This window comes from Nocardia sp. NPDC004340 (assembly GCF_053602575.1).
Window position 1 is genome coordinate 1,020,260 of record NZ_JBSGDW010000001.1, and the last position, 24,698, is coordinate 1,044,957.

Consider the following 24,698-nt stretch of genomic DNA (forward strand, 5'->3'; position numbering starts at 1 on the left):
CCGGCGCACCGGCCGCGGCAAGGATGGCCGGATGACGGATGCGCGGCCGGGCACCGATGCGGCGACCAGCGCCCGCATGGCCAAGCAGCGCCGCGTGGGGACGAAGCCGGAGCTGGCCCTGCGGCGGGAATTGCATCGGCGCGGTGAGCGCTACTTCGTGGACCGGGCGCCGCTGCCGGGACTGCGGCGGCGGGCGGATCTGGTGTTCCCGCGGCGGAAGGTGGCGGTCTATGTGGACGGGTGCTTCTGGCACAGCTGCCCGCAGCACGCGACCCGGCCGAAGAACAATGCCGACTGGTGGGCCGAGAAGCTGGCCGGGAACGTGGCGCGCGACCGCGACACCGATGCCCGGCTGGTGGCCGCGGGCTGGACCGTGGTGCGGGTGTGGGAACACGAGGCCGCCGAATCGGCTGCCGACCTGGTGATGACCGCTTTGTCGCGCCAGCTGTGAGGTCGCTGTCAGTACATGGGCGACAATGGACTGGTGACCGGACCACCCGACCAGTCCGGATGGAACGAATAACTGCCGGGCAGGGCAGTCCGAGTGAGCGAGGCCAGCGAAAGCGAGCGCGGTGATGCCAACCGAGCAGAAACTAGCCGAGGCGGCTCCGAGCACGACCGTGCTCCAGCCACGATGGCGACGGGCACTGCGATGGTTCATCGCGATCTTGATCGCGGTCGCCGGACTCGGTTACTCCTCCTGGGTCCTGGAGTTCATCCTGCCCATCCAGAGCAACCCGACCAACACCTTCCTCAGCCAGCTGGCCGAGAAGGGCGCACCGTTCCGCTGGGTCTTCACGACCGGTGACACCGTCTCCGGCTCGCTGCTGGTGGTGGCGGGACTGGGCGGCGTGCTGCTGTTCTCGCGGCGGCTCTACTCCACCATCGGCTGGGTGGCGCTGGCCTGCTTCGGCGCGGCCACCATCGCGGACGCGCAGTGGCCGATCGTGCCCGACGAGCCGGGCGCGCCCAAACGCTATGTGGACACCGGGCTGTTCCCGCAGCTGCACCAGATTCACGCGCTGACCAGCACCCTGGCCGTCTTCTCCATCTACATCGCGATGATCGCGTTCACGGTGGCCGCGTTCAAGTACCGGCGCTGGCCGATCCTGCGACACACCGGGCTGTGGATTCTGATCGTCGGCTCGGTGGTGACCGCGTGGATGCTGATCGCCGACAACCTGCCCGGCAACTACGGCCTGGGCATCGCGCAGCGCATCCAGGTCGGGGCCATGTCCCTGTGGCTGGTGGCGCTGGCCGTGCAAATCGTTGTGGCCGAACGCGATTCCGGGACGCCGTCCCGGCACCGGCGCACCGCGCGCTCGTCCGGCCGCTGACCGCCCGCAGCGGTTAGGGTCGGATCGTGACCAGCGACGCGCACCTCGCCGACACCGCCGCCCAGCTCGACACCGTCGCCGCCGCGACCGAGCGCCTGCTCCCCGCGGTCGCCGCGCTCAGCGAGGCCGACCTCGTCGACCCCTCCCTGCTGCCCGGCTGGACCCGCGGCCATGTGCTCGCGCACCTCTCCCGCAATGCCGACAGCCTGGTCAACCTGCTGCTGTGGGCCCGCACCGGCATCGAAACCCCGCAGTACGCAAGCCAATACCTCCGCGACTCCGATATCGAGGCCGGTGCGCCGCGCCCGCTGCGCGACCAACTCGAGGACCTCACCGCCTCCGCCGAACGCTGGCTGACCCTGGCCCGGGCCATGCCCGCCGACAGCTGGACCGCCACCGTCCGCAACCGCATGGGCGGCGAGATCCCCGCGATGCGCGTCATCTGGATGCGCCTGCTGGAGGTGGAGATCCACCACGTCGACCTGAACATCGGCTACACCCCCGCCGACTGGCCCGAGGAGTTCACCACCCGCCTCCTCGCGCAGTCCCTGAGCGAGGTGAAGCCCGCCGACGACGCGGGCTTCACGGTCACCGCCACCGACACCGGCTTCACCGGCGCAGTGGGCGCCCAGGGCCCCGAAATCACCGGCCCAGCCGCGTCCCTGGCGGCCTGGCTCATCGGCCGCTCCCCCGGCGCCGACCTCACCGGCGATCTCCCCGCCCTCGCCGCCTGGAAGTAGCCGCACCCACCAAAAGCCAAGTGCCCCACACCGTTTGGTGTGGGGCACTTGTTTGTGCGCCCGAAGGGATTCGAACCCCTAACCTTCTGATCCGTAGTCAGATGCTCTATCCGTTGAGCTACGGGCGCATGTCTATTCAAATGTCCACCCGGCGTACCGGGCAGTGGCGGAGGCGAGAGGATTTGAACCTCCGGTCCCCGTGAAGGGACAACTCATTAGCAGTGAGTCCCATTCGGCCGCTCTGGCACGCCTCCTGGTGCCCCTCTTCGAGGGCGCCGGTTCCTTTCGAACCGCCGGGACAGAAGATTACACAGCGGGTGACCAATAGGCCAAATCGGCTGGTCAGCGTAGGTGCGAGTCGAACCATTCGTAGATTCTGGTCTGTGCGTCGAGCACGGAGACGTCGTCGACGGCGGCGGGGTCGAATCCGGGTTGGTCGGGGCGGTGGTGGAGACCGGGGTAGGTGACCACCAGGGTGGCGACGTCGGCGCGGGCGGCGGCCTCGCGGAGGCGGTCCACCTGATCGGGCGGCGTGCGCGGGTCGTCCTCGCCGAAGAGGCCGAGCCAGGGGGCCTGGAAGGCGGGCGCGGCGGCGAGCAGGGCGACGGCCTGCTCGTTGAGGGGCGTTTCGATGCCGGGGGCGGCGACGCTGACGGCCGCGCCGACGCGGCGGTTGGTGGCGACCAGGGCGGCGGCGGTGCCGGCGGAGTCGAAGCCGAGGACGCCGATGCAGTCGCGGAAGACGCCGTGTCCGGTGAGCCACTCGAAGCAGGCGTCGAAGTCGGCGAAGAGGTCGTCGCCGAAGACGCGGTCGACGAGGCTGCCGTTGGCGGGGCGGTGGAACAGGTCGGGGGCGATGACGGTCCAGCCGTCGGCGGCGAGCGCTCGCATGAGTTCCAGCAATGGCTCGGTGAATTCACGTGATTCGTGCAACACCACGATGCCGCCACGCGTGTGTCCCTCGGGTTCGAGCACGGTCAGCGCTATCGCGGTGGTGTCGTGCACAGGGGCCAGTTCTCGATAGATGCCCGACATAGGGCCACTGTAGTTGCGCTAGGTAAAAACGGGATAAATCTTTCCGCCGGTCAGGAGGGCCGGAGATATTCCAGCCGAGTGCGATTCGAGCCCGGCTCGGGGCGGGCGAGCAAACCCCGGCCGACGTCCGCGCGAACCGGGCGGCACCCCCGGGCGACCCCGCCGGCACTGGACATAGGGTGGAGGGGTGAGCGCGCACATTCGCCCGGACCTCGATGCCATCCCGGCATACGTCGCCGGCAAGACCCACCCCGGCGCGGTGAAGCTGGCCAGCAATGAGACCACCTTCCCGCCGCTGCCGTCGGTGACCAAGGCCATTGCCGAGGCGGTCGAGCTGTCCAACCGGTACCCGGACAACCACGCCATCGAATTGCGCGGCGCCATCGCGGATTTCCTGGGCGTGGAGCTGGAGAACGTGGCGGCCGGGTGCGGCAGCGTCGCGCTCTGCCAGGAGCTGGTGCAGATCACCTGCCGCAACCCCGACGACGAGGTGCTGTTCGCGTGGCGCTCGTTCGAGGCGTACCCGATCGTCACCCAGGTGGCGGGCGCGAAGGCGGTGCAGGTGCCGCTGGACGATGAATTCACCCACGACCTGGACGCTTTGGCGGCGGCGATCACCCCGAAGACCCGCGTGGTGTTCGTGTGCAACCCGAACAATCCGACCGGCACCGCGCGCGGCCGGGCCGAGATCGTGGAGTTCCTCGACAAGGTGCCCTCCGACGTCCTGGTGGTGCTGGACGAGGCGTACTTCGAGTACGTGCGGATGCCCGCCGAGGACTTCCCGGACGGCGTCGAACTGGGCCGCACACGCCCGAATGTGCTGGTGCTGCGGACGTTTTCGAAGGCATACGGCCTGGCGGGGCTGCGCGTCGGCTACGCGGTCGGCGCGCCCGAGGTGATCACCGCGCTGATGAAGGTGCACATCCCGTTCAGTGTGAGCCGGGTGGCGCAGGCGGCGGCCATCGCGTCGCTGGAGGCGCGGCCGGAGCTGATCGAACGCACCGATGCGGTTGTGGCCGAGCGGGATCGCATGCGCGCCGCCCTGCTGGCGGCGGGCTACCGGGTGCCGCCGAGTCACGCCAACTTCGTCTGGCTGCCGCTGGGCGACCGCAGCGCCGAATACGGGGCGGCCAGCACCGAGGCGGGAGTCATCATCCGGCCCTACGGCGCGGACGGCGTGCGCGTCACGGCGGGCGATCCGCACGAGAACGACGCGTTCCTGGAGTTCGCCACCGATCCGGCGACGATCGCGCGCTTCATCTAGAACACGTTCCTGTTAGGGTCGGCACGCGCCTCGAATCCACACCGGCGCAACCGAAGACCTGACAGGGGGCGCCGCCGCATGCCGTTCGTGACGACCGAAGACGGGGCGAAGATCCACTATCGCGACACCGGCGGCGACGGCCCGGCGGTGCTGCTGATGCACGGCTTCTTCCAGGACACCGAGATGTGGGCCGCCCAGGAGGCGTCCCTGGCCCCGGACTACCGGATCGTCACCATCGACGCGCGCGGCCACGGCCACACCGAGGACCCGGCCGAGCCGTTCGACAACTGGCGATTGGCCTGGGACGCATGGGCTGTCATCGATCACCTCGGCCTGGACCGGCTGGTCGTGGGCGGCCTGCTGCAGGGCGGCTGGATCGGCATGCGCATGGCGCTGCTGCAGCCCGCGCGGGTGCGCGGCCTGGCCCTGATCGGCACCCGGGCCGACGCTTACGACGACGCGGAATCCGTTGGCTTCGAGATGATCATCATGAACCAGTGGATCCTGGGCGACGTCCCGCTGGAGCCCATCGCCACCCCGATCGCGGTGCAGATGATCGGCGGCACCCGCGAACAGCGCCGCTACTGGCTCGACAAGTGGAACGCCGCGGACCGGCGCCGGCTCGAGCAGGCCGGTCGCTGCCTCATCGACCGTGAGTCCATCGTCGACCTGGTCAAGGACATCACCGCGCCCGCGCTGCTCATGCACGGGGTGCAGGATCAGATCCACAGCCGCCGCCAGACCGAGGAACTGGCCGCGCAGCTGGGCGGTCCGACCCGGGTCGAGACCATCGAGGGACTGGGCGCGGCGCACTCGGTGCCGTTCACCCACCCCGAGGTCACCGACCCGATCATCCGCGACTGGCTCGCGAATCTGCCCGCCTAGAAAGGCGAAATGCCGACGGCCAAGGGGTGTGAAATCCCTTGGCCGCCAGCATCTTCACGCGGAAGCGGAGGGATTTGAACCCCCGGTTGCTTTCACAACGCTCGCTTTCAAGGCGAGTGCATTCGGCCGCTCTGCCACGCTTCCAAGCGGACTGATGGTAACTGATGGCGCGTGCGGTCGGCCTGCCGCTTCCGGATCGGCGTAGCCGGTCACTCGAGATCGGCGGCCGGCCTGGTGTCCGCGCGGTGGTCGGCGGCCAGGTTCACCAGGTCCAGGGCCGCGGCCACCGCGGCCAGCTGCTGCGGTGTGAGCAGGTCCACGAAGAACCGGCGGACCGCGGCGACGTGGGCGGGCGCGGCGGTCCGCAGCCGGCACAGGCCCTCGTCGGTGAGCTGGGCCAGGACACCCCGGCCGTCGTCCTCGCAGGCGATGCGGCGGACCATGCGCTGCGCCTCCATACGGCGGATCTGGTGGGTGAGGCGGCTGCGGGAGGACAGCACGCCGTCGGCGAGGTCGCTCATGCGCAGGGCGCGGCCGGGGGCCTCGGAGAGTTTGGTCAGGATGCGGTACTCGGCCAGGGACAGGTCGCAGTCGCGTTGCAGCTGCCGGTTGAGGTCGGACATGAGGCGCTGGCTGCCGTCCATGTAGGCGCGCCAGGCACGCTGCTGCTCCGGGGTGAGCCACCTCGGTTCGAGCGTGTTCCGGCCCGCGGCAGCGGCCACCGGCTCATTGTTGTGACGGCGTGTGATCGCCCCTCCTCAGCTCGGCGGTCCCGCGCGGTTTCCCCCCGCAGAATTCCTCCGCGTGCCCGGGCTAAACGCGGTAGGACGAGATCATGGTCCGGCTCAGTTCGTGCGGACCGCGGCAGCCCGAAAGCCCCATGGCCGCATCGAAATCCGCGAGCAGGCAGCGCAGCGCGTGGCGCACGCCGTCCGCGCCCGCCAGGCCCAGGCCGTACACCCAGGGGCGGCCGTAGAGGACGGCCTTGGCGCCCAGCGACAGCGCGATCATGACGTCGGAACCGGTGCGGATGCCGGAGTCGAAGAGCACGTCCGCGCGATCGCCGACGGTGGCCACGATGGTCGGCAGCGCGTCCAGCGCACCGACCGCCCCGTCCACCTGACGGCCGCCGTGATTGCTCACGATCACCGCGTCCGCGCCCGCGTCCACCACCTGGCGGGCGTCGTCGGGGTGCAGGATGCCCTTCACGGCGATGGGCAGTTCGGTCCAGTCCCGCAGCCGGGCCAGGTCCGCGGGGCGCAGCGCGTGATTGCCGAACAGCCCGGACCAGGTGAGCACGGCCGCGCGCAGCGCCTCCTCGCTCTCCTCCGGCGGGGCGCTCAGCTTGGCCCGGAAGACCGGGTCGGACAGGTAGTTGGCGATGCCCTGGCCGTGCAGGAACGGCAGGTGGCCGTGCTGGAGATCGCGGGGCCGCCAGCCCAGCGCGGGGGTGTCGGCGGTGACGACGATGGCCTTGGCGCCGGACTTCTCGGCGCGTTCGACGAAGGAGCGGGCCAGCTCCATGTCATTGGGCCAGTACAGCTGATACCACCAGGCCCCGGCCCGGGCGCCCACCTCCTCGATGGTGGAGGAGGCGGCGGTGGACAGGCACATGCCGATGCCCAGTTCCTTGGTGACGTCGGCGACGAAGGTCTCGCCGCGCTCGCGCAGCAGACCCAGCACGCCGACCGGCGCGGTGAGAATCGGTGCGGCCAACCGGGTTCCGAGCACCTCGACCGAGTGGTCGCGCGCGCCGGGCCCGCTCGCGCCGCGCAGCACGCGCGGCAGCAGCCGGTACTTCTCGAAGGCGGCGAGATTGGCGTGCGCGGTGCGTTCGGAGGACGCGCTGCCCGCCACATAAGCGAAGGCCGCCGGATCCAGCACTTCCCGAGCCCGCTCTTCCAGGCCCGCCGCGGTCATCGGGAGCGCCGGGACAGCGCCCGCCAGACCGGCGAGATAGATCTCGTTCTGGAAGTCGACGAAACTGCTCATGCCCCGGAACGCTAGTACCTTCGACCCGGCTGCGTATCGGGTCGAAATTACTCGGGGACTATCGGCGGTTTCGGACGCGGACCAGGGCGCGCGGGGCGTCGTTGGCGACGAATCCGGACATCGCCATGGCGGCCAGGATGACCATGCCGCCGAGAACGGTCAGGGTGGTGATCATGGAATCTCCTTTCGAAACCCTCCACACACACGGTGCCGGTCGAAGCTGAGAGAATGCTGTACCGCGCCCGAGGGTGGCCTGACAGTAATCGGTGCGGCTCGGTCGTAGGCTCGTTTTCATGTATGCGGTGACACTCGACGGTTTCGGTGGGCCAGAGGTCATGAAATGGGCGCAGGTGGACGACCTGCCCGCGCCCGGACCGGGCGAAGTGGCGATCGATGTGACGGCCGCGGGGGTGAACCGCGCGGACCTGCTGCAACGGCAGGGCCTGTATCCCCCGCCGACCGGCGCGAGCGAGATCCTGGGCCTGGAGGTGTCCGGGACCGTCGCGGAAGTCGGTCCCGGCGTACGGGATTGGCGGCCCGGCGATCGGGTGTGCGCGCTGCTGGCCGGCGGCGGCTACGCCGAACGGGTGAACGCGCCCGCCTCCCAGCTACTGCCGGTACCCGACGGCCTGGACGTGGCCGCCGCGGCCGCGATGCCCGAGGCGGCGGCCACCGTGTGGTCCAACCTGGTGATGACCGCGGGCCTGCACAGCGGGCAGTTGCTGCTGATTCACGGCGGCGGCAGCGGTATCGGCACGCACGCCATCCAGGTGGCGCGGGCGCTGGGCGCGCGGGTCGCGGTGACGGCCGGATCGCAGTTCAAGCTGGATCGATGCGCGGAATTGGGCGCGACGGTGCTGATCAATTACCGCGAGCACGATTTCGTGACCACGCTGCACAGCGAATATCCCGGCGCCGACATCATTCTCGACAATATGGGCGCGTCCTATCTGAAGCGCAATGTCGAGGCGCTCGCCGAGGACGGGCACCTGGTGGTGATCGGCATGCAGGGCGGCGTGCAGGCGGAACTGAATCTGGGCGTGCTGCTGGGCAAGCGGGGCTCGGTGCACGCCACCAATCTGCGCCGCCGCCCCGAGCACGGGCGCGGGTCGAAGGCGGAGATCATCACCGAACTGCGCCGCCACCTGTGGCCGTTGATCTCCGACGGCACGGTGGCGCCGGTGGTGTCGGCCGAGGTTCCGGTGACCGAGGTGGCGCGGGCGCACCGGCTGCTGGACTCCGAGGAGACCGTCGGCAAGGTGATCCTGCAGATCCGCGAGGTCTAGGGCCTAGGTGTCGAGGGCGGCCAGCGCGCGGCCGAGCTGGTCGATCTCGAAAGTCGTTGTGTAGGGCGCGAGTCCGATGGTCACCGCGCCGCCCTCGTCATTGACGCCCAGGGCGTCGAGCAGGCGGCTGCCGCCGTGGGAGCCGCTCAGCGTGCCGATGCGGGCGTCGGCAAGCTTGGCGGAGACCTTCTCCGCCTGCATGCCCGAGATGGTGAAGCTCACCGTCGGGATGCGGGTGGAGGCGCGGCCGATCACGGTCAGATTGGGGATGGTGTCCAGCACCGCCATCAGATGCTCGAAGAGCTGATCGTGGTAGTCCTGCAGCGAGGTGATCGACATCTCCAGGCGCTCGCGGCGGGTGCCGGTGGCGCGCTCGTCCAGCGAGGCCAGGTAGTCGATGGAGGTGGTGAGCCCTGCCAGCAGCGCGTACTGGTGACCGCCCACCTCGAGCCGTTCCGCGCCCTTGGCATAGGGATTCAGCGACATGGACGGAATCCGGTCCAGGAAGGCCGGATCGCGGAAGACCAGCGCGCCGATCTGCGGGCCGCCCCAGGCCGGTGCGCTCAGGGCGATCACGTCGGCATTGAGTTCGTCGATATCGATGAGCGCGTAGGGCGCGGCGCCGAAGCAGTCGGCGACCAGCAGGCCGCCGACCTCGTGCACGCGGTCCGCGGCCACCCGGACCGCGGGCGCGGAGCCCACGATGGGTGAGGCCGCGGTCAGCGCGACCAGGCGGGCGGTGGGTCCGATGAGTTCCTCGAACTGCCAGGCCGGCATCTCGCAGGTCTCGATCTCGACCTCGGCCCAGCGCACGTGCGCGCCATAGCGATTCGCGATGCGCAGCCAGGGCGCGACATTCGCCTCGTCATCCAGGCGCGACAGCACGATCCCGGTGCCCAGACCCAGCCGGGAGCTCAGCGATTCGGCCAGCCAGGCCAGCAGGACCGCGCGATCCGGGCCGAGCACCACGCCCGCCGGATCGCCGCCGACCAGATCGGCGACGGCCTCGCGCGCCGCCTCCAGGATCGCGGCGCTGCGCTTGGCCGCGCCGTGCCGATTGGAGTGCGAGAAGGCGGAGGTCCGGAAACCCGTTGAGACGGCCCGGGATACCGAATCCGGGACCAGCATGCCCGCTTGAGGGTCTAGATGGATCCAGCCGTCGCCCAGGGACGGAATCAGGCCCCGCACCCGTGCGACGTCGTAAGTCATGCTGGCCACTCTAAAGGGAGAGGGCACGACTGGGTAACGGTAGGGATGGAAGCGTCCTCCCAGAAAGGGACGACCTGCATCTACCGAACAAACTGGACGGGACGGTGTTTATATTGCCCCTCCGCTTCGCTCCGGGGCGGGTTCGCGGCCTCTGGTCCCGATTCTTCCCTCCTCCGCTCCTCCGCTTCGCTCCCCCGCTCCGTCAGTCCAGAATCGGGACGGCCGCGAACCGAGGGGTCTGGTCACACTTCGCGGCGAGTCATCGGCGTGTTACGAATCCGGGGTGGGACTTAGCGGGTTCGGGGCGGATTGGGCAGGATGGGAGACATGACGCAATCCGATGGGGTTCCGGAGAACATTGTCGTGATCGGACCCGAAGGGAAGCCGCTGTTCATCCCGGCGGCGGCCCAGATCGGCGGCGAGCCGGTGGAGATCACCGGACAGGTTGTCGGTGACGATAATTCGGGCATTCTGGACGACTCCCAGGAGAAGGAGGAGTCGCTCGCCGACATGGTGGAACAGCCCGCGAAGGTCATGCGCATCGGCACCATGATCAAGCAGCTGCTCGAGGAGGTCCGGCACGCGCCGCTGGACGACGCCTCCCGCACCCGCCTGCGCGAGATCCACCGCACCTCCATCCGGGAGCTGGAAACCGGCCTCGCCCCCGAGCTCCGCGAGGAGCTGGAGCGGCTGGCCCTGCCCTTCACCGACGAGACCATCCCCTCCGACGCGGAGCTGCGCATCGCCCAGGCCCAGCTGGTCGGCTGGCTGGAGGGACTCTTCCACGGCATCCAGACCGCCCTGTTCGCCCAGCAGATGGCGGCGCGCGCCCAACTCGAGCAGATGCGCCAGGCCCTCCCGCCCGGCATGAGCCACGGCGACCCCCGCGGACAGCAGGGCGCGGGCGGCGGTCAATACCTCTGACGCCCGGTCCTGCCGCCACGCCAGCCGGTCGGCGGCAGGTTCCGCGTGCAAAGGGAAAGCCATTAGATAAGGTCGGGTGCTGTGCCTGCTGCTGCTCCCCCCGACTCGGCGAAGACCGACGTGCGCCCGGACGCTGAGACCGTGCCGCTCGTGTCGGATTCCCAGTCCTTCGGTCGCGCCTTCAAGGATTTTCGCGACGGGTTCTCCCAGCGTGAACTATGGCTGGCATTGGGGTGGCAGGACATCAAGCAGCGGTACCGGCGTTCGGTGCTGGGCCCGTTCTGGATCACCATCGCCACCGGTTTGCAGGCCGCCGCGATGGGCGTGCTCTACGCCACACTGTTCGGGCAGTCGCTGAGTTCGTATCTGCCGTACGTGACAGTGGGTTTGATCGTCTGGAATGTGATCAATGCCAGCATTCTCGAAGGCTCGGACGTCTTCATCGCGAATGAGGGCTTGATCAAACAACTGCCGTCGGCGCTGAGCGTGCACGTGTACCGCTTGGTGTGGCGGCAGTTCCTGTTCTTCGCCCACAACCTGATCATCTACGTGGTGATGGTGCCCGCGTTCGGGATCTGGCGGCATCTGCACTGGTCGGCGCTGCTGGCGATCCCGGCCCTGGTGCTGCTGTTCCTCAATGCCATCTGGGTGACGATCGTGTTCGGCATCTTCAGCACCCGCTATCGGGATCTGGCGCCGATCCTGGGCAGCACCACCCTGATGTTGTTCGTGCTCACCCCGGTCATGTGGAAGACCTCGGCGCTGTCGGGCACCGCCAGCGACCGGGCCAAGCTGGCCGAACTGGTACCGACCTTCCACTACCTGGAGATCGTGCGCGCGCCCCTGCTGGGCGACCCGATCCACCTCCGCAGCTGGATTGTGGTGGTGGCGATCACCGCTGTCGGCTGGATAGTCGCGATACTGGCTATGAAGAAGTTCCGTTCCCGAGTCCCCTACTGGGTGTGAAGGCTCAATGACCGACCGTGTGAGTATCGAGACCCAGAACGCGTGGGTGGAATTCCCCATCTTCGACGCCAAATCCCGATCGCTGAAGAAAGCGGTACTGGGTTCGGCCGGTGGGGCCATCGGGCGCAACCAATCCGATGTGGTGGTCGTGGAGGCGCTGCGGGATATCTCGCTGTCGCTGAAGGAAGGCGATCGCGTCGGCTTGGTCGGCCACAACGGCGCGGGCAAATCGACACTGCTGCGGTTGCTTTCGGGCATCTACGAACCGACCCGCGGCAGCGCGCGGATTCGCGGCCGGGTGGCGCCGGTCTTCGACCTCGGCGTGGGCATGGACCCCGAGGTCTCCGGTTACGACAACATCATCATTCGCGGCCTGTTCCTCGGGCAGACCCGCAAGCAGATGCTGGCCAAGATCGACGAGATCGCCGAATTCACCGAGCTGGGTGACTATTTGGCGATGCCGCTGCGCACCTACTCGACCGGTATGCGGGTGCGTCTGGCGATGGGCGTGGTGACCTCCATCGATCCGGAGATCCTGTTGCTCGACGAGGGCATCGGCGCGGTCGACGCGGAATTCATGAAGAAGGCGCGGGTGCGTCTGCAGGAATTGGTCTCGCGCTCTGGCATTCTCGTCTTCGCCAGCCATTCCAACGAGTTCCTGGCCCAGTTGTGCGACCACGCCATGTGGATCGATCACGGACAGGTGCGCATGCAGGGCGGCATCGAGGACGTGGTGCGGGCCTACGAGGGCCCGGAGGCGGGTGATCACGTGGCGCAGGTGCTGCGGGATCTGGAACGTGAACGTGAACCGGAACGGAACCCCGCATGACTGAGCCATCCACCCCCCTTTACGGCGACGAGGCCCGCATCGTCGCCATCGTGGTCACGCACAAACGCCGGGAACTGCTCGCCGAATCGCTGAAGGTGCTGAGCAGCCAGACCCGTCCGGTCGACCATCTGATCGTGGTCGACAACGGCAACGAGGCCGAGGTGGGCGAGCTGGTGAAGCAGCAGCCCATCGAATCCACCTACCTGGGTTCGGAACACAATCTGGGCGGCGCGGGCGGTTTCGCGCTCGGCATGCTGCACGCGCTCACCATGGGCGCGGACTGGGTGTGGCTGGCCGACGACGACGGCCGGCCCGAGGGCCCCGACGTGCTCGCCACCCTCTTCGACTGCGCCGAACGGCACTCGCTGGTCGAGGTGTCGCCGGTGGTCGCCGATATCGACGACCCGGACCGGCTGGCGTTCCCGCTGCGCCGCGGCGTGGTGTGGCGGCGACTGCGGTCCGAACTGGGCGACGAGGACTTCCTGCCCGGCATCGCCTCGCTGTTCAACGGCGCGCTGGTGTCCGCGACCGCCGTGGACAAGATCGGCGTCCCCGACCTGCGGCTGTTCGTGCGTGGTGACGAGGTGGAGGTGCACCGCCGGCTGGTGCGGTCCGGGCTGCCCTTCGGCACCTGCCTGCAGACCGCCTACCTGCACCCGAACGGGTCGGCCGAGTTCAAGCCGATCCTGGGCGGGCGCATGCACACCCAGTACCCGGACGATCCGGTCAAGCGGCACTTCACCTATCGCAACCGCGGCTACCTGATGGCTCAGCCGGGCATGCGCAAGCTGTTGCCGCAGGAGGTCGCCCGCTTCGGCTGGTTCTTCCTGGTGCAGCAGAAGGACCCGGCCGGGCTGATGGAGTGGCTACGCCTGCAGCGGATGGGCCGCCGGGAGCAGTTCGACAAGCCCTCGTCGTAGGGCTCGGAAAATACGTTGCGCGGACGGGGACGGCCTGACAAGGTTGTCCCCGTTCTTGTTGGGAGCCCTCGCCTCGGCGACGGCATGAGGAGAGATGGGAGGTGGAGTTACGTGACGACGGCTGTGCGGATTGCCGCGCCCGCGTTCACTCGCGCGGTGTGCGCCTCCACCTCGAATTCCCCTCGCTGAGTCCGTGATCCGGGCTCGGCCCGTCAAAGGACTCCCCCATGTCTTCGGTCGATCTCGACCTGCTCTCCCCCTACGGCTGGAACTCCGCTCTCGCCACCGACTACCGGCCGCTGCTGGGCGAAGGCCTGATTCCCGCCCGCGTGATCCGCATGGATCGCAGCGAATGCGATATCGCCGCGCCACTGCCCACCGCCGACTACCAGAGCCGTTTGACGGCCGCGGTGGTCCGCGCACAACTCCCGCGCTCGGATTCCGAGGTCAGCGGACTGTGCACCGGCGACTGGGTGGCCATCGATCGCACCCGGACCGTGCGGGCCCTGCTGCCGCGCCGGACCGCCATCGTCCGGGCGGCCGTCTCCGGACAGCCCGATTCGCGCGCCAAATCCGCGCATCAGGTGCTGGCCGCCAATGTGGACACGGTGCTGGTGTGCACCCCCGGTGACGGGGACGTCGACCTCGGGCGGATCGAGCGGCTGCTCGCGCTGGCCTGGGAATCCGGCGCTCAGCCGATCGTGGTGCTCACCAAAGCCGATCTGGCGCACGATATTCCGCTCGAGGACGTCCGGGCCGCCGCGCCCGGGGTGACCGTGCTGGCGGTCAGCGCCGCCGGTGGGGTCGGCATGGACGTGCTCGGTTCCCTGCTGACCGGCACCGTCGCGCTGATCGGGCCGTCGGGCGCGGGCAAGTCCACGCTCGCCAACGCGCTGCTCGGCGCGGAGGTCTTCGCCACCCAGGCGGTGCGCGAGGGCGACAAGCGCGGCCGGCACACCACCGTGCATCGCGAACTGCGACCGCTGCCCGGCGGCGGCACGCTCATCGATACGCCCGGACTGCGTTCGGTCGGTCTCTGGGATGCCGCGGAGGGGCTGGGCCGCGCCTTCAGCGATGTCGAATCCCTGTCCGCCGAATGCCGTTTCGCCGACTGCGAGCACCGGACCGAACCCGGTTGCGCGGTACTCGCGGCCATCGACTCGGGTGCGCTGCCGCAGCGCCGGCTCGACAGCTACCGCAAGCTGAGCCGCGAGAACGACTGGCTGGCCTCCCGCACCGACGCCCGGCTGCAGGCCGAGCGCAAGAAGGTGTGGAAGGACATCAACAAGAGCCAGCGGCGGATGTACAAGGAACGCGGCGGCAAGCAGCGCTGAGGATTCGCCCTGCCCGGCCACGACCGACATCGAGGCCGGGCGGCGCCCGCACGTCGGCTCTCGCGACCGACCTCATCGAGCCGGCATCCGGTCGATCAGTAGGTTGGTGGTGTGAGTGCCGACCCGTTGCCGACGCGCGGCCCGGCGGCCGTGCGCCGGTGGGCCGGAAGTCGGCTGCGGGCGCTCCCGGGGAGCATCGGCTATCTGCTGGTCGGTGGCGTTTCCGGGGCCGCGGCCACGGTGGCCCTGGTCGGCCTGGTGTTGGTCGCGGCAACCAGCCTCCTGGGCGTGGGCATTCCGGCGATCCCCGAATTCCTGCGACTGATCCGGCCGCTGACCGGATTCGAACGGCGGCGGGCGGGGAAACGGCTGGGCGAGCCGATCCGGGTGGCGTATCGGCCGATGACCGGCGGTTTGCGGGAGCGGCTGACGGCTGCCCTGCGGGATCCGGCGAACGGCCGGGATATCGCGTGGCTGTGGCTGCACGGGGTGCCCGGCATGGTGGTGGCGCTGCTGGCGGTCGGGCTGCCGTGGGGCGCACTGAATCAGCTCGCGATTCCGGTGTATTGGCGGATCGTGCCGCCGGGCACGGTCGAGAGCTTCGGTTTCGTCGTCGATTCGTGGCCGCTGGCGGCGCTCAGCGCCCTGATCGCGATTCCGCTGGCGGCCTTGGTTCTTCAGTTGCCGACCGTGGCCCGGTGGCAGGCGCTGCTGGCGCGGGCGCTGCTCGGACCGGCGCCGGGCGCCGAGCTCGCGGTCCGGGTGGCGGAACTGACCGCGACGCGCGCGGACGCGCTGGACGCCCACGGGGCCGAGCTGCGACGCATCGAACGGGATCTGCACGACGGCGCGCAGGCGCGGATCGCGGCGGTCATCATGCAGCTCGGTCTGGCCGATCAACTGCGGCAACGGGATCCGCACGCGGCGGACGAGCTGGTGCGCAAGGCCCAGGACACGGCCGAGGCCGCGCTCGCCGAATTGCGGGACGCGGTGCGCGGCATCTACCCGCCGGTGCTCGCGGATCGTGGCCTGACGAGCGCCATTTCGGCCCTGGCCGCCCGCTCGCCGATCCCGTGCACCCTCGATGTCGACGGGGAGGCGAGCGCCCCGATCGGGCGAAGGCCGGCGGCGGTGGAGGCGGCCGCGTATTTCGTGATCGCCGAAGCGCTGACCAATGCGACCAAACATTCCGGGGCGCGACAGCTTCGAGTCGGCCTCGGGGGTACCGCCGAGGTCCTGACCGTGGAAGTCCACGACGACGGTGTCGGAGCGGCGGTCGAAGCCGAGGGCGGCGGACTGGCCGGAATCCGGCGGCGGGCCCAAGCGCTGGACGGCCGGATGCTGCTCAGCAGCCCGCCCGGCGGACCTACCGTGGTGCGGGTGGAGCTGCCATGTTGATCATGAGGGAAGCGGTGAGCGGGTGATGGCGTCATGCGCGTGGTGATCGCCGAGGACGACGCGCTGCTGCGCGAGGGACTGGCGCTGCTGTTGAAGACCGCCGGTATCGACGTGGTCGCGGCGGTCGACAATGCCGACGACTTCCTGCGGGTGGTCACCGCCGACCGGCCCGACGCGGTGGTGGTGGATGTGCGAATGCCTCCCACCTACACCGACGACGGGCTACGGGCGGCGGTGCGCGCCAGGCAGATTCATCCCGGCTTGCCGGTGCTGGTGCTCTCGGCCTGGGTCGAGGACAGCTACGCCGCCGAACTGCTCGGCGACGGGGCGGGCGGGATCGGATATCTCCTCAAGGAGCGGGTCGGGAAGGTGGATCGCTTCCTGGATTCGCTGCGCCGGGTCGCCGAGGGCGGAACCGCCATGGATCCCGAGGTGATCTCGCAACTGCTGGTGCGGCGCAGGACCGACGATCCGCTGGCGGGCCTCACCCCGCGCGAGCGGGAGGTGCTGGCGCTCATGGCCGAGGGGCTCGACAATGCCACGATCGCCGAGCGCCTCGTGGTCACCGAAGGCGCTGTGCTCAAACACATTCGGAGCATCTTCGCCAAGCTGGGGCTGTTCGCCGACGAGGTGGGGCACCGGCGGGTGCTGGCCGTCCTCGCCTATCTGAACGCCGGCTGATCACTCGTCGCGGCAGGTGAGGTCGCCGGCGGGCAGGACGCCGTCCGCCAGGTAGGTGTTCACGGCGTCGTAGACGCAGGCGTTCGGGTAGCGGCCCAGGATCGAATGGATGCCGACGTCCTGCAGTGTCACCATGCGGGAGCCGGTCAGCGCCCGGTGCATGGCGAGCGCGCCGCCGTAGCTGGTGCGGGTATCGCCGGTGGCCTGGATGATCAGGCTGGGCACCGAATTGGCGATGGCCGTGGGTGATTCGGCGGGCGGGGCCCAGAACGCGCACGGCGTGATGTTGTCGGCCAGCGCCCCGAAGACCGGCTGGGTGGCGCGGGAGGCCTCGAGGTTGCGCCAGTACCAGGCCGGATCGCGGGGCGCGCCGACATCTCCGCAGAGCACCGCCATCGACGGGGACATGTCGCGCGGCTGGGCGCGCAGTATCACCGCCAGGCTGCCCGCCAGGTTCTCGTCCGGTTCGACCGGCTTCCCGTCGGCGGCGTCGGCCAGTTCCCGGATCTGTTGCGCGGCGCGGCCGTAGTTCCGCGGGGAGTCGAAGGCGATGTAGAGCACCAGGGGCAGAGAGTGCGCGTCGACGTCGAAGTCGCCGATCCGGATCGGTTGGGCGGCAGCGCGTTCGATGAGCCGCTGGACCAGGGCGCGGACGGCGGTCGCGGACGCGCCGAGGTGGTATTCACCGTCGCGTTCGGCGGTCCAGGCCGCCCAGGCGTCGAGCGCGGCCTCATTGGGCGCGCCCATGTCGTGCACCATGCCGACCACGCCGTAGCGGTCGGGGTCGACGCTGCTGTCGAGCACCATGCGGTCGGATCGGTCGGGGAACATCTGCATGTACACCGCACCCAGGTAGGTGCCGTACGAGGTGCCCAGGTAGCTGATCTTGTCCTCGCCGAGCACGGTGCGGATGACATCCATGTCCCTGGCGGTATTGCGAGTCGTCATGTGCGGCAGCCGATCTCCCTCCGAGGTCGCGCACCGCGCCGACAGGTCGGCCTGGGTGGCGACGGATTCGGCGAAACCCTTGGCGTCGACGCCCGCGAATTGCAGTCCGAAGCCGGTCGGCCAGTGGCAGTTCACGGCGGCGGACCGCCCGACGCCCCGGGGATCCATGCCGATGAGGTCGTAGCGGGCGCGGACCTCGGGCGTCATGGCCTTGCTGGTGTCCACGAAGTAGTCCAGGCCCGCGCCGCCGGGACCGCCCGGGTTGGAGAGCAGGACGCCGCGCCGGTGCGCCGAGTCGGCGGCGGGGATGCGGGAGATGGCGACGGTGGTCGTAAGGCCCTGCGGCTCAGCGTAATTCAGCGGCACGGTGATGTCGGCGCACTGCCCGCCCATACCGTCGAGTTCCGGAATGTCGCAGGAGTTCCAGTCGAGCTGCTGGTGGTAGTAGCGGTCCAGAGGCGCCGCGGCGGCGGGAGGCTCGGTGACGGCGGCCGTGGTGAGCGCGGCTCCCGCCGCCAGACCGGTCACCGCCAGCGCGGCCAAGCCCCGTCGAGTGCGGGCGATCTCGCGAAAACGCACGGAGGTTCCTCTCACGAGCAGAAGGCGGAGTCGAAGACCTTGGTCACGACCTCGGACGCGGCCCGGTCGGCCAGGAGCTGATTGACGGTGACCACCACGGCGGTGCCGTCGGCGGCCACACCGGTGTGGGTGCCGAAGCCGGGAATGCTGCCGCCGTGACCCCACACCTCCTTGCCGCACGAGCTCGCGTGGTGGATCAGTCCGAGCCCGTAGCCGGATCCGGGTTCGCCGCGATCCCAGGGGACCGTCCGCTTCATCTCCGCCAATTGGGCGGCGGGCAGCAGTTTCCCGGCGAGCAGGGCGGTGAAGAAGCGGTTCAGGTCGGCGGGGGTGGCGATCATCGCGCCCGCGGTGTCGGCCCAGGACGGGTCCAGCTCGGTGTAGTCCTCGCGGCGGCCGTCGATTTCATGGTATCCACGCGGATGCGGCCCCCGGATCCCGGTCTCGCGCGAGTTCGGGAAGTAGGTGTCGCGCAGGCCCAGCGGCTCCAGGATGCGGCGCTCGACCTCGGCGGCCGCCGGGCGGCCGGTGACCTGCTGGATCAACATGCCGAGCAGGATGTAGTTGGTGTTCGTGTAGACCGAACGCGCGCCGGGCTCGAATTGCGGTGGCATGGCCATGGCGATGCGGACCAGGTCCGCCGGTTCGTAGTGGGACCGGCGGAGTTGATCGGAATCGGCGGTCAACTGCCCGGAACCGGGCGCGGCGGGGTCGCGGCCCGCCAGGTATTCGGGCAGACCGCTGGTGTGCTGCAGCAGCTGCCGGACCGTGACGCGGTTGCCGTCATTGCCGTTACCGCGCACCACGCCCGGCAGATAGCGCTCGATCGGAGCGTCCAGTTCGATCTTGCCCTCGCCGACCAACTGCAGCACCACGGTGGCGACGAAGGTCTTGGTATTGCTGCCGATCCGCACCCGCGCATCCTCGGGGATGGGTGCGCCGGTGCTCAGGTCACCCACGCCCGCGGTGAGCACGTGATGACCGTCCGGTCCGTCGAACACGACCTGCGCGCCCGGGAAGCCGCCGCGGACCACGCCGTCGAGGGCCTGGGTGATGGTGCGGTAGAGCTCCTTGCGAGCGGGTTCGCCGCTCCCGGGGTCGGTGCCGCACGCCTGGGCCGCGAGGACGGCCAGAACCCCGACACCGGCCAGCAGAACCCGCCCGCGGGGCCGCCGCAATATGCTCATGGAAGACATTCCTCCTGTTCAGGCCGGGTTTTCCGGCCCTTTCGAGGGTAGGGACGCGCACGGCTGCGGCCCATGCCCCGAGCACCCGGATCGCGGTCGTGTCGGCGGCCGGGTGCTCGGTAGTGCCAGCGCTACTGCCCGGGATGCGAGAGTTCCGGCCCGCCGGCCCGGTGAGGCGCGGATGATCGGATTCAGGGCGACAACAGCAGAAGAGGAGTGGATCCATGACCGGAGCACAGAAGCCGCTGGCGGGTCGGACCATGATCATGTCGGGTGGCAGTCGCGGAATCGGGCTCGAGATCGCCAAGCGGGCGGCCGCGGACGGCGCGAACATCACCCTCATCGCGAAAACCGATGTGCCGCACCCGAAGCTGCCCGGCACTATTCACACCGCGGCCGCCGAGCTGGAGACCGTGGGCGGCACCGTCCTCAAATACCTCGGCGACGTGCGCGATGACGAGGCCGTCGCGGACGCGGTACGGCAGACGCGGGAGCGGTTCGGCGGCATCGACATGGTGGTGAACAACGCCTCGGCCATCGACATCTCCCCCACCGAGCTCCTGCCCATGAAGAAGTACGACCTCATGCAGGACATCAACTGCCGCGGCAGCTTCCTGCTGTCCAAGCTCAGCATCCCGGCGCTGAAGGACTCCGCCCAGTCCGGGCGCAATCCGCACATCCTGACGCTGTCCCCACCCCTGAACCTGGACCCCAAGTGGGCGGGCATGGCCCTGGGCTACACCATCGCCAAGTACGGAATGTCGCTCACCACACTGGGTTTGAGCGAGGAGCTACGCAAGTACGGCATCGGCGTGAACTCCCTGTGGCCGCGCACCACCATCGCCACCGCGGCCGTCAAGAACCTGCTCGGCGGCGAGGAGATGATCTCCACCTCCCGCACCCCCGACATCTACGCCGACGCCGCCTACCTGGTCCTCACCTCCCCGGCCAAGGACACCACCGGGAACTTCTTCATCGACGACGAAGTCCTTGCGGCACACGGCATCACCGACCTCGACAAGTACCGCGTCACTCCCGGCGACGGCCCCCTCACCACCGACCTGTTCCTCTGACCTCAGCCGAGCGCGACGGCCTCACGCTCGGCGAATTCCTTCAGCGTGAGCAATTGCTTGCGCATCATGAGGAAATCGCCGAAGACCGGTAGCGCCAGCAGCCAGGCGGGACCCCGGAATCGGACGCGCGCGTGCAGACGACTGCCCGCACCGGTTTCGGGGCGCACCGCGTAGGTGACCGCTACGCCCTTGGCCCGCAACGTGATCTGCTCGCCCCGTGTGAAATCGGCCAGTTCGAAGACCGACATGACACGCTGGCCGACCGCGAGGTCGGTGAGTTCCGGATCGCGCAGCCGCGGGCTGCGGCGGCCGAAGTTGTCGAGCAGGTCGTAGCTGTACGGGGCGGCGCGCAGCTGACAGAGCCAGGCGAAGACCAGGGGTGCGGGCGCGTCCACCGGAACGGCCCGATCACAGATCACCACGGAGCCGGAAAGCGCTGCGTCACAGGGCATGCGCGCGGACAGTTCGACGTCGGTCACGCCCCACCGCTGACCGGGGAGACTCATGCGGGCCTCCCCGCGGCGACCGAGATCCGGCGCAACATGTCGCGGACCACCAGGCGATGCATGCGGGAGTCGATGACCAGGGCCCGATAGATCCGGCCGTGGATGCCGGGGAAGGCGGCGTGACTGATCGCGGTGAGACGGGTGTGGGTGGGGTCGACCTCGTCGAGCACGAAGGTCAGGCGGTAGCGGGAGAACCAGTGGCGGCCCTTGGCGGCCAATCGGTGCGGCGGGTCGGCCTCGTCGAGCACGAAACCGCGGGGCAGTGTGTTGAGATCGTCAGGGTTTTCGCAGGTCGTGCGCAGTAGTGCGGTCCACGTTGCGGCGCGATCGGCATTGATTACCCTGGAATGCTCATCGATATAGGGCAAACGCTCCATATAGAAGGAACGTACTAGTTCATGGCGGCTCCCCGCAAGCACGACACCGACGTGATCCTCGACGCAGCGCGCGCACTGGTGCTGCGCGACGGCCCTCGCGCGGCGAGCGTCGCCGCCATCGCCGAGGCCAGCGGTGCCCCCGTGGGCACGCTCTACCACCGGTTCGGCAACCGCAACGGCGTGCTCACCGAGGCATGGATCCGGGCGCTGGACCGGTTCCAGTCCCGGGTGCTGGCCGCCGCGGCGGCGGAGGATCCGCTGGCGGCGGCGGTCGGTATGACCTCCGCCGCGGTGGGCTTCGGCCGGGACTGCCCCGACGACGCCAAGCTGCTGCTCAACCTGCGGCCCCGGGACCTGCTCGACGGCGCGCCCGACACCGAGTTCCGCGATCGCCTGGCCCGGATGAACGAACCCCTGTTCGCGCAGCTGGATCGCATCGCGAACGGCCTCTACGGCAGCGCCGGGCCCCGCGAGATCGACGCCGTCAGCCGCGCGGTCGTGGACCTCCCCTACGCCGCGCTGCGCCGCCACGCCCACGCCCCCGAACTCCCGGAGTGGCTGGAAGCCGACCTCGCCGCCGCCGCCCGCACACTGCTCACCGCGCCCTGACCGGCGAGCCGGATGGGCGGACAGGCGTAATACCCGCAGCAGAATGAAACATGGCCCGGGACAGGATGTCCCGGGCCATGTTCAGCCGAATATCAAGCAGTCTTGTCGATTCCGTAGAGGCGTTCCCAGTTCTCTCGACTGGTCAGCTCCGGCATCGCGCCCCGCCAGCGGCGCTGCAGGTCCGGCAGCTCCTTGCGGAGCTGACGCAGCACCCGGTAGGTGCGGATCAGCAGACGACGGGCGGTTTCCTTGTCGCGCACGCGAACTCGGACACCGGACTGCGAGGCGTCGGTGACGACCACGTGGTTGAACAGGCCGACGTGCCACCAGTGGGCGTCCTCGCGGGTGACCGCGACGGGGCCGGGGATGACGCGGCCGGTCCACTGGTTGAGCGCGCGCTTGTAGAGCACCATCAGCGGGTGGCTGGGCTCGCCGCCCGCACGGCGAACGTGCAGGTGGGCGTTGGGGATCCCGGAGGCGGTCGCCGCGTGCTTGGCGGTCTCCGGGTAGTCGGAGCGGGAGCCGCGGGCCTTGGCCAGCGCCTCGATGCCGCCGTCGCGCAGCGTCTCCGGGCCCTTCAGGTAGTCCTCGATGCCCTGCAGGGTGGTGTGCGCCAGGCCGTACTGCATGCCGACCAGGTACTCGGCGATCTCCCGGAACAGCTGGCGGGTGATCGCCTTGCCGTCCAGGTCGTGGTGCAGGGAGGACACGATGAGCGAGTTGCGCGAGGAGAAGTAACGCGCCCAGTCGTCGAAGTCCTTCCAGTAGAAGTCGGCGTGCCACACAGCGGCATTGGGCAGGGTGACGGTGACGAAACCGTTCTCCCGCGCGCGCAGGCCGTATTCCACGTCGTCCCACTGGAAGAAGATCGGCACCGGCAGCCCGATCTTCTTGACCACCTCGGCCGGGATCAGGCAGGTCCACCAGGCCTGGTAGCCGGCGTCGACGCGGCGTTCCTGGTGCTTCTTCAGCATGGAGGTGTTGCGCAGCGCCTTGGCCACCTTCTGGCCGTGGCGCAGCTTGCCCAGATTCGTCTCTTCCGCACCGACATTCAGATAGTCGGGGTTGAACAGGAACAGCATCTGCGCGCCCACCAGGGTGGGTTCCACGGTCAGATTGGCGAAGGCGTTGAGCCGCAACACCGTTTCCGGCTCGCACAGGATGTCGTCGTCCATGAGGATGACGTCGGCGTGCTCGTTGGCGCCCGACACCTCGTAGAGGCCGCGGGTGAAGCCACCCGCGCCGCCGAGGTTGGGCTGCCGGATGTAGCGCAGCTTGTCGCCGAACTTCGGCTGGGTCTCGGTGAACAGCGCCTGGTCCTGCACCAGGTCGGTGCCCTGGTCGACCACGTACACGGCGTCGATGAGCGACAGCACGGTGGCGTCGGAGGCCAGCGCCGCGACGGTGTTCGCGCAGTCCTGGGCCCGGTTGAAGGTGCAGATGGCGATGGCCACCGGGCGCACCTGCTCGGGCGCGGCGGTGGTCCACTCCAGATCGGTGATCACGGCCTCACCGCCGAGCGCCTCGATCTCCAGCCAGATCGCGCCGCCGTCGATATACATGTCCAGCGGGGCGACCAGCGTCACCCGGCCGGTCTCCTTCACCACGGCGGTGTCCACCACCCGGCGGTGTCCGGCGATGTCGGAGGCGGCCAGCCGCACCCGCACCTTGCCGGTCACCTCGAGGGTCAGGCCCACCTCGACCTCGGTGACCTTGGTCCAGCGCTGCCAGTAGGACGCGGCGAAGCGCCCGAAGTAGGTATTGGTATTGACCGACGCGCCCTTCTCCAGGCGCAGGGTCTGCCGTTCCCGGGTGACCTTGCCCTTGGCCACGGCGTACAGGTCGTCGCTGATCTTGGGGGCGGGACCGGTGAAGATGCCGCGGGCCAGCACCATCCGCTCCGGCGCGGCGTGTTCCGCGCGCAGGGTCGCGGGCGCTGCCACGCTCTCCTGGTCCTCGGTTTCGGTCACGGCCTGCCCAGCCGACGCATCCATGAATCCCTCGACATCCTTTGAATACTTAGACACCGGCTCATCCCGACGTGGTCGCACGGCCACTGTCACGCTCGGCGGCCCGACAATATCAGTGTCAGGCGTTATTCGTTCCCGAGGCCGGATTGGTGAAGACGAATTTCCCGTAGGCCCAGAATCGGAAGCCCATGGCCACGGCTTGGCCGATCAGCGTGCCGGAAACGTTGTCCGCCAACGGACTGTCCAGTCCCAGCACATAGCGCGAGAAGCCGAGACAGCTCAATTGCAGTCCGATGGCCATCACATTCAGCGCGGCATAGGTGAGGATGTGCCGGGCCCCGGTATCGCCGTCGTGATCGGAGTAGGTCCACCACTTGTTGCCGAAATAGGTGACCACCGTGGCCACCCCGATCGCGATGATCTTGGCGACCAGCGGGAGGCGGAACAACGGCCCCTCACCGCCCAGGAAGACCAGCAGGTTGTAGGTGCCCGCGTCGACGACGAAGCCGATCGCGCCGACCACCAGGAAGGCCCCGCCGCGCTGCAGCAGGGCCCGGACCTTCCCGGTCAGGGAAGTATTCGGCGACGATACGTTCACCGCCGTGGACTCGTTCGCAGACACCGGCCGACGGTACCCCAACCCCGCAGC

The 24,698-nt window shown here is 69.2% G+C and carries 25 protein-coding genes and 3 tRNA genes; 15 read left to right on the forward strand and 13 right to left on the reverse strand.

The window, feature by feature from the left end; genetic code table 11:
• The first annotated feature begins 31 nt into the window (after nucleotides 1-31).
• The 3 genes from ACWEOI_RS04475 to ACWEOI_RS04485 all read left to right on the forward strand — a co-directional run bounded on the left by ACWEOI_RS04475 (nucleotide 32) and on the right by ACWEOI_RS04485 (nucleotide 2,077).
• A complete protein-coding gene (locus ACWEOI_RS04475) occupies nucleotides 32-451 on the forward strand; it encodes a DNA mismatch endonuclease Vsr (protein WP_433669806.1) in 420 nt (139 codons plus the stop codon).
• 217 nt (nucleotides 452-668) lie between these two features.
• Nucleotides 669-1,337 (forward strand): DUF998 domain-containing protein, encoded by a 669-nt coding sequence (locus ACWEOI_RS04480; RefSeq protein ID WP_452358933.1) that lies wholly within the window; start codon nucleotides 669-671, stop codon nucleotides 1,335-1,337.
• A gap of 26 nt (nucleotides 1,338-1,363) precedes the next feature.
• A complete protein-coding gene (locus tag ACWEOI_RS04485; RefSeq protein WP_433669802.1) occupies nucleotides 1,364-2,077 on the forward strand; it encodes a maleylpyruvate isomerase family mycothiol-dependent enzyme in 714 nt (237 codons plus the stop codon).
• A 55-nt stretch (nucleotides 2,078-2,132) separates the two neighbouring features.
• Here ACWEOI_RS04485 and ACWEOI_RS04490 read toward each other — a convergent pair.
• The 3 genes from ACWEOI_RS04490 to ACWEOI_RS04500 form a co-directional block, all read right to left on the reverse strand.
• A tRNA-Arg gene (locus tag ACWEOI_RS04490) sits at nucleotides 2,133-2,205 on the reverse strand.
• A 36-nt stretch (nucleotides 2,206-2,241) separates the two neighbouring features.
• Nucleotides 2,242-2,331, reverse strand: a tRNA-Ser gene (locus ACWEOI_RS04495).
• A gap of 88 nt (nucleotides 2,332-2,419) precedes the next feature.
• Nucleotides 2,420-3,112: a dienelactone hydrolase family protein gene (locus tag ACWEOI_RS04500; protein ID WP_433669800.1), complete on the reverse strand. Its 693-nt coding sequence runs from the start codon at nucleotides 3,110-3,112 to the stop codon at nucleotides 2,420-2,422.
• Between the two features lie 187 nt (nucleotides 3,113-3,299).
• Here ACWEOI_RS04500 and hisC point away from each other — a divergent pair, with 187 nt between their 5' ends.
• Nucleotides 3,300-4,376, forward strand: coding sequence for a histidinol-phosphate transaminase (gene hisC / locus ACWEOI_RS04505; RefSeq protein ID WP_452358934.1), 1,077 nt, complete (start codon nucleotides 3,300-3,302; stop codon nucleotides 4,374-4,376).
• An 87-nt stretch (nucleotides 4,377-4,463) separates the two neighbouring features.
• Nucleotides 4,464-5,261 carry an alpha/beta fold hydrolase gene (locus tag ACWEOI_RS04510; RefSeq protein ID WP_452358935.1) on the forward strand — a complete coding sequence of 266 codons (798 nt, stop codon included), beginning with the start codon at nucleotides 4,464-4,466 and terminating at the stop codon, nucleotides 5,259-5,261.
• 59 nt (nucleotides 5,262-5,320) lie between these two features.
• On the opposite strand, the gene ACWEOI_RS04515 is transcribed toward ACWEOI_RS04510, so the two are convergent.
• From ACWEOI_RS04515 to ACWEOI_RS04525, 3 genes are all read right to left on the reverse strand, one after another.
• Nucleotides 5,321-5,405, reverse strand: a tRNA-Ser gene (locus tag ACWEOI_RS04515).
• A 65-nt stretch (nucleotides 5,406-5,470) separates the two neighbouring features.
• Nucleotides 5,471-5,905: a MarR family transcriptional regulator gene (locus ACWEOI_RS04520; RefSeq protein WP_433673541.1), complete on the reverse strand. Its 435-nt coding sequence runs from the start codon at nucleotides 5,903-5,905 to the stop codon at nucleotides 5,471-5,473.
• A 169-nt stretch (nucleotides 5,906-6,074) separates the two neighbouring features.
• Nucleotides 6,075-7,253 (reverse strand): alpha-hydroxy-acid oxidizing protein, encoded by a 1,179-nt coding sequence (locus ACWEOI_RS04525; RefSeq protein ID WP_433669794.1) that lies wholly within the window; start codon nucleotides 7,251-7,253, stop codon nucleotides 6,075-6,077.
• A gap of 293 nt (nucleotides 7,254-7,546) precedes the next feature.
• Here ACWEOI_RS04525 and ACWEOI_RS04530 point away from each other — a divergent pair, with 293 nt between their 5' ends.
• A complete protein-coding gene (locus ACWEOI_RS04530) occupies nucleotides 7,547-8,539 on the forward strand; it encodes an NAD(P)H-quinone oxidoreductase (protein WP_452358936.1) in 993 nt (330 codons plus the stop codon).
• A 3-nt stretch (nucleotides 8,540-8,542) separates the two neighbouring features.
• Here ACWEOI_RS04530 and ACWEOI_RS04535 read toward each other — a convergent pair whose 3' ends face one another.
• A complete protein-coding gene (locus ACWEOI_RS04535) occupies nucleotides 8,543-9,748 on the reverse strand; it encodes a cysteine desulfurase-like protein (RefSeq protein ID WP_452358937.1) in 1,206 nt (401 codons plus the stop codon).
• A 327-nt stretch (nucleotides 9,749-10,075) separates the two neighbouring features.
• On the opposite strand from ACWEOI_RS04535, the gene ACWEOI_RS04540 reads away from it, so the two are divergent.
• From ACWEOI_RS04540 to ACWEOI_RS04570, 7 genes are all read left to right on the forward strand, one after another.
• Nucleotides 10,076-10,672: a bacterial proteasome activator family protein gene (locus tag ACWEOI_RS04540; protein ID WP_433669789.1), complete on the forward strand. Its 597-nt coding sequence runs from the start codon at nucleotides 10,076-10,078 to the stop codon at nucleotides 10,670-10,672.
• Between the two features lie 120 nt (nucleotides 10,673-10,792).
• Nucleotides 10,793-11,638, forward strand: coding sequence for a galactan export ABC transporter permease subunit Wzm/RfbD (gene wzm, locus ACWEOI_RS04545; RefSeq protein ID WP_433673540.1), 846 nt, complete (start codon nucleotides 10,793-10,795; stop codon nucleotides 11,636-11,638).
• 7 nt (nucleotides 11,639-11,645) lie between these two features.
• Nucleotides 11,646-12,467 carry a galactan export ABC transporter ATP-binding subunit Wzt/RfbE gene (gene wzt / locus ACWEOI_RS04550; protein WP_433669787.1) on the forward strand — a complete coding sequence of 274 codons (822 nt, stop codon included), beginning with the start codon at nucleotides 11,646-11,648 and terminating at the stop codon, nucleotides 12,465-12,467.
• Nucleotides 12,464-13,387, forward strand: coding sequence for a galactofuranosyltransferase GlfT1 (gene glfT1, locus ACWEOI_RS04555; RefSeq protein WP_433669785.1), 924 nt, complete (start codon nucleotides 12,464-12,466; stop codon nucleotides 13,385-13,387). The genes wzt and glfT1 overlap by 4 nt, the downstream gene beginning before the upstream one ends.
• Before the next feature lie 227 nt (nucleotides 13,388-13,614).
• Complete coding sequence (rsgA, locus tag ACWEOI_RS04560; RefSeq protein ID WP_433669783.1) at nucleotides 13,615-14,721, forward strand: ribosome small subunit-dependent GTPase A; 1,107 nt, start codon at nucleotides 13,615-13,617, stop codon at nucleotides 14,719-14,721.
• Nucleotides 14,722-14,832: 111 nt separating this feature from the next.
• The gene (locus ACWEOI_RS04565) at nucleotides 14,833-16,119 is read left to right on the forward strand and encodes a sensor domain-containing protein (RefSeq protein ID WP_433669781.1); all 1,287 of its coding nucleotides are present in this window, start codon (nucleotides 14,833-14,835) and stop codon (nucleotides 16,117-16,119) included.
• Nucleotides 16,120-16,152: 33 nt separating this feature from the next.
• Nucleotides 16,153-16,800, forward strand: coding sequence for a response regulator (locus ACWEOI_RS04570; RefSeq protein ID WP_379275808.1), 648 nt, complete (start codon nucleotides 16,153-16,155; stop codon nucleotides 16,798-16,800).
• Here ACWEOI_RS04570 and ACWEOI_RS04575 read toward each other — a convergent pair whose 3' ends face one another.
• Nucleotides 16,801-18,327, reverse strand: coding sequence for an alpha/beta hydrolase (locus tag ACWEOI_RS04575; protein ID WP_452358938.1), 1,527 nt, complete (start codon nucleotides 18,325-18,327; stop codon nucleotides 16,801-16,803).
• 11 nt (nucleotides 18,328-18,338) lie between these two features.
• Complete coding sequence (locus ACWEOI_RS04580; RefSeq protein ID WP_452358939.1) at nucleotides 18,339-19,514, reverse strand: serine hydrolase domain-containing protein; 1,176 nt, start codon at nucleotides 19,512-19,514, stop codon at nucleotides 18,339-18,341.
• A gap of 224 nt (nucleotides 19,515-19,738) precedes the next feature.
• Between ACWEOI_RS04580 and ACWEOI_RS04585 the strand changes: the two genes are divergently transcribed.
• Entirely contained in the window at nucleotides 19,739-20,587 is an 849-nt protein-coding gene (locus tag ACWEOI_RS04585; protein ID WP_433669776.1) for an SDR family oxidoreductase, read from the forward strand.
• Nucleotides 20,588-20,589: 2 nt separating this feature from the next.
• Here the strand turns inward: ACWEOI_RS04585 and ACWEOI_RS04590 are convergent, their stop codons facing one another.
• Both ACWEOI_RS04590 and ACWEOI_RS04595 read right to left on the reverse strand, forming a co-directional pair.
• Nucleotides 20,590-21,093 carry a hypothetical protein gene (locus tag ACWEOI_RS04590; RefSeq protein ID WP_452358940.1) on the reverse strand — a complete coding sequence of 168 codons (504 nt, stop codon included), beginning with the start codon at nucleotides 21,091-21,093 and terminating at the stop codon, nucleotides 20,590-20,592.
• On the reverse strand, nucleotides 21,090-21,470 hold the full coding sequence (locus tag ACWEOI_RS04595) for a hypothetical protein (RefSeq protein ID WP_452358941.1): 381 nt from the start codon (nucleotides 21,468-21,470) through the stop codon (nucleotides 21,090-21,092). The genes ACWEOI_RS04590 and ACWEOI_RS04595 overlap by 4 nt, the downstream gene beginning before the upstream one ends.
• 21 nt (nucleotides 21,471-21,491) lie before the next feature.
• Here ACWEOI_RS04595 and ACWEOI_RS04600 point away from each other — a divergent pair, with 21 nt between their 5' ends.
• On the forward strand, nucleotides 21,492-22,079 hold the full coding sequence (locus ACWEOI_RS04600) for a TetR family transcriptional regulator (RefSeq protein WP_433669770.1): 588 nt from the start codon (nucleotides 21,492-21,494) through the stop codon (nucleotides 22,077-22,079).
• Between the two features lie 92 nt (nucleotides 22,080-22,171).
• Here the strand turns inward: ACWEOI_RS04600 and ACWEOI_RS04605 are convergent, their stop codons facing one another.
• Complete coding sequence (locus ACWEOI_RS04605; RefSeq protein ID WP_452358942.1) at nucleotides 22,172-24,073, reverse strand: glycosyltransferase; 1,902 nt, start codon at nucleotides 24,071-24,073, stop codon at nucleotides 22,172-22,174.
• A gap of 94 nt (nucleotides 24,074-24,167) precedes the next feature.
• Nucleotides 24,168-24,671, reverse strand: coding sequence for a GtrA family protein (locus tag ACWEOI_RS04610; protein ID WP_357088106.1), 504 nt, complete (start codon nucleotides 24,669-24,671; stop codon nucleotides 24,168-24,170).
• Nucleotides 24,672-24,698 lie beyond the last annotated feature (27 nt).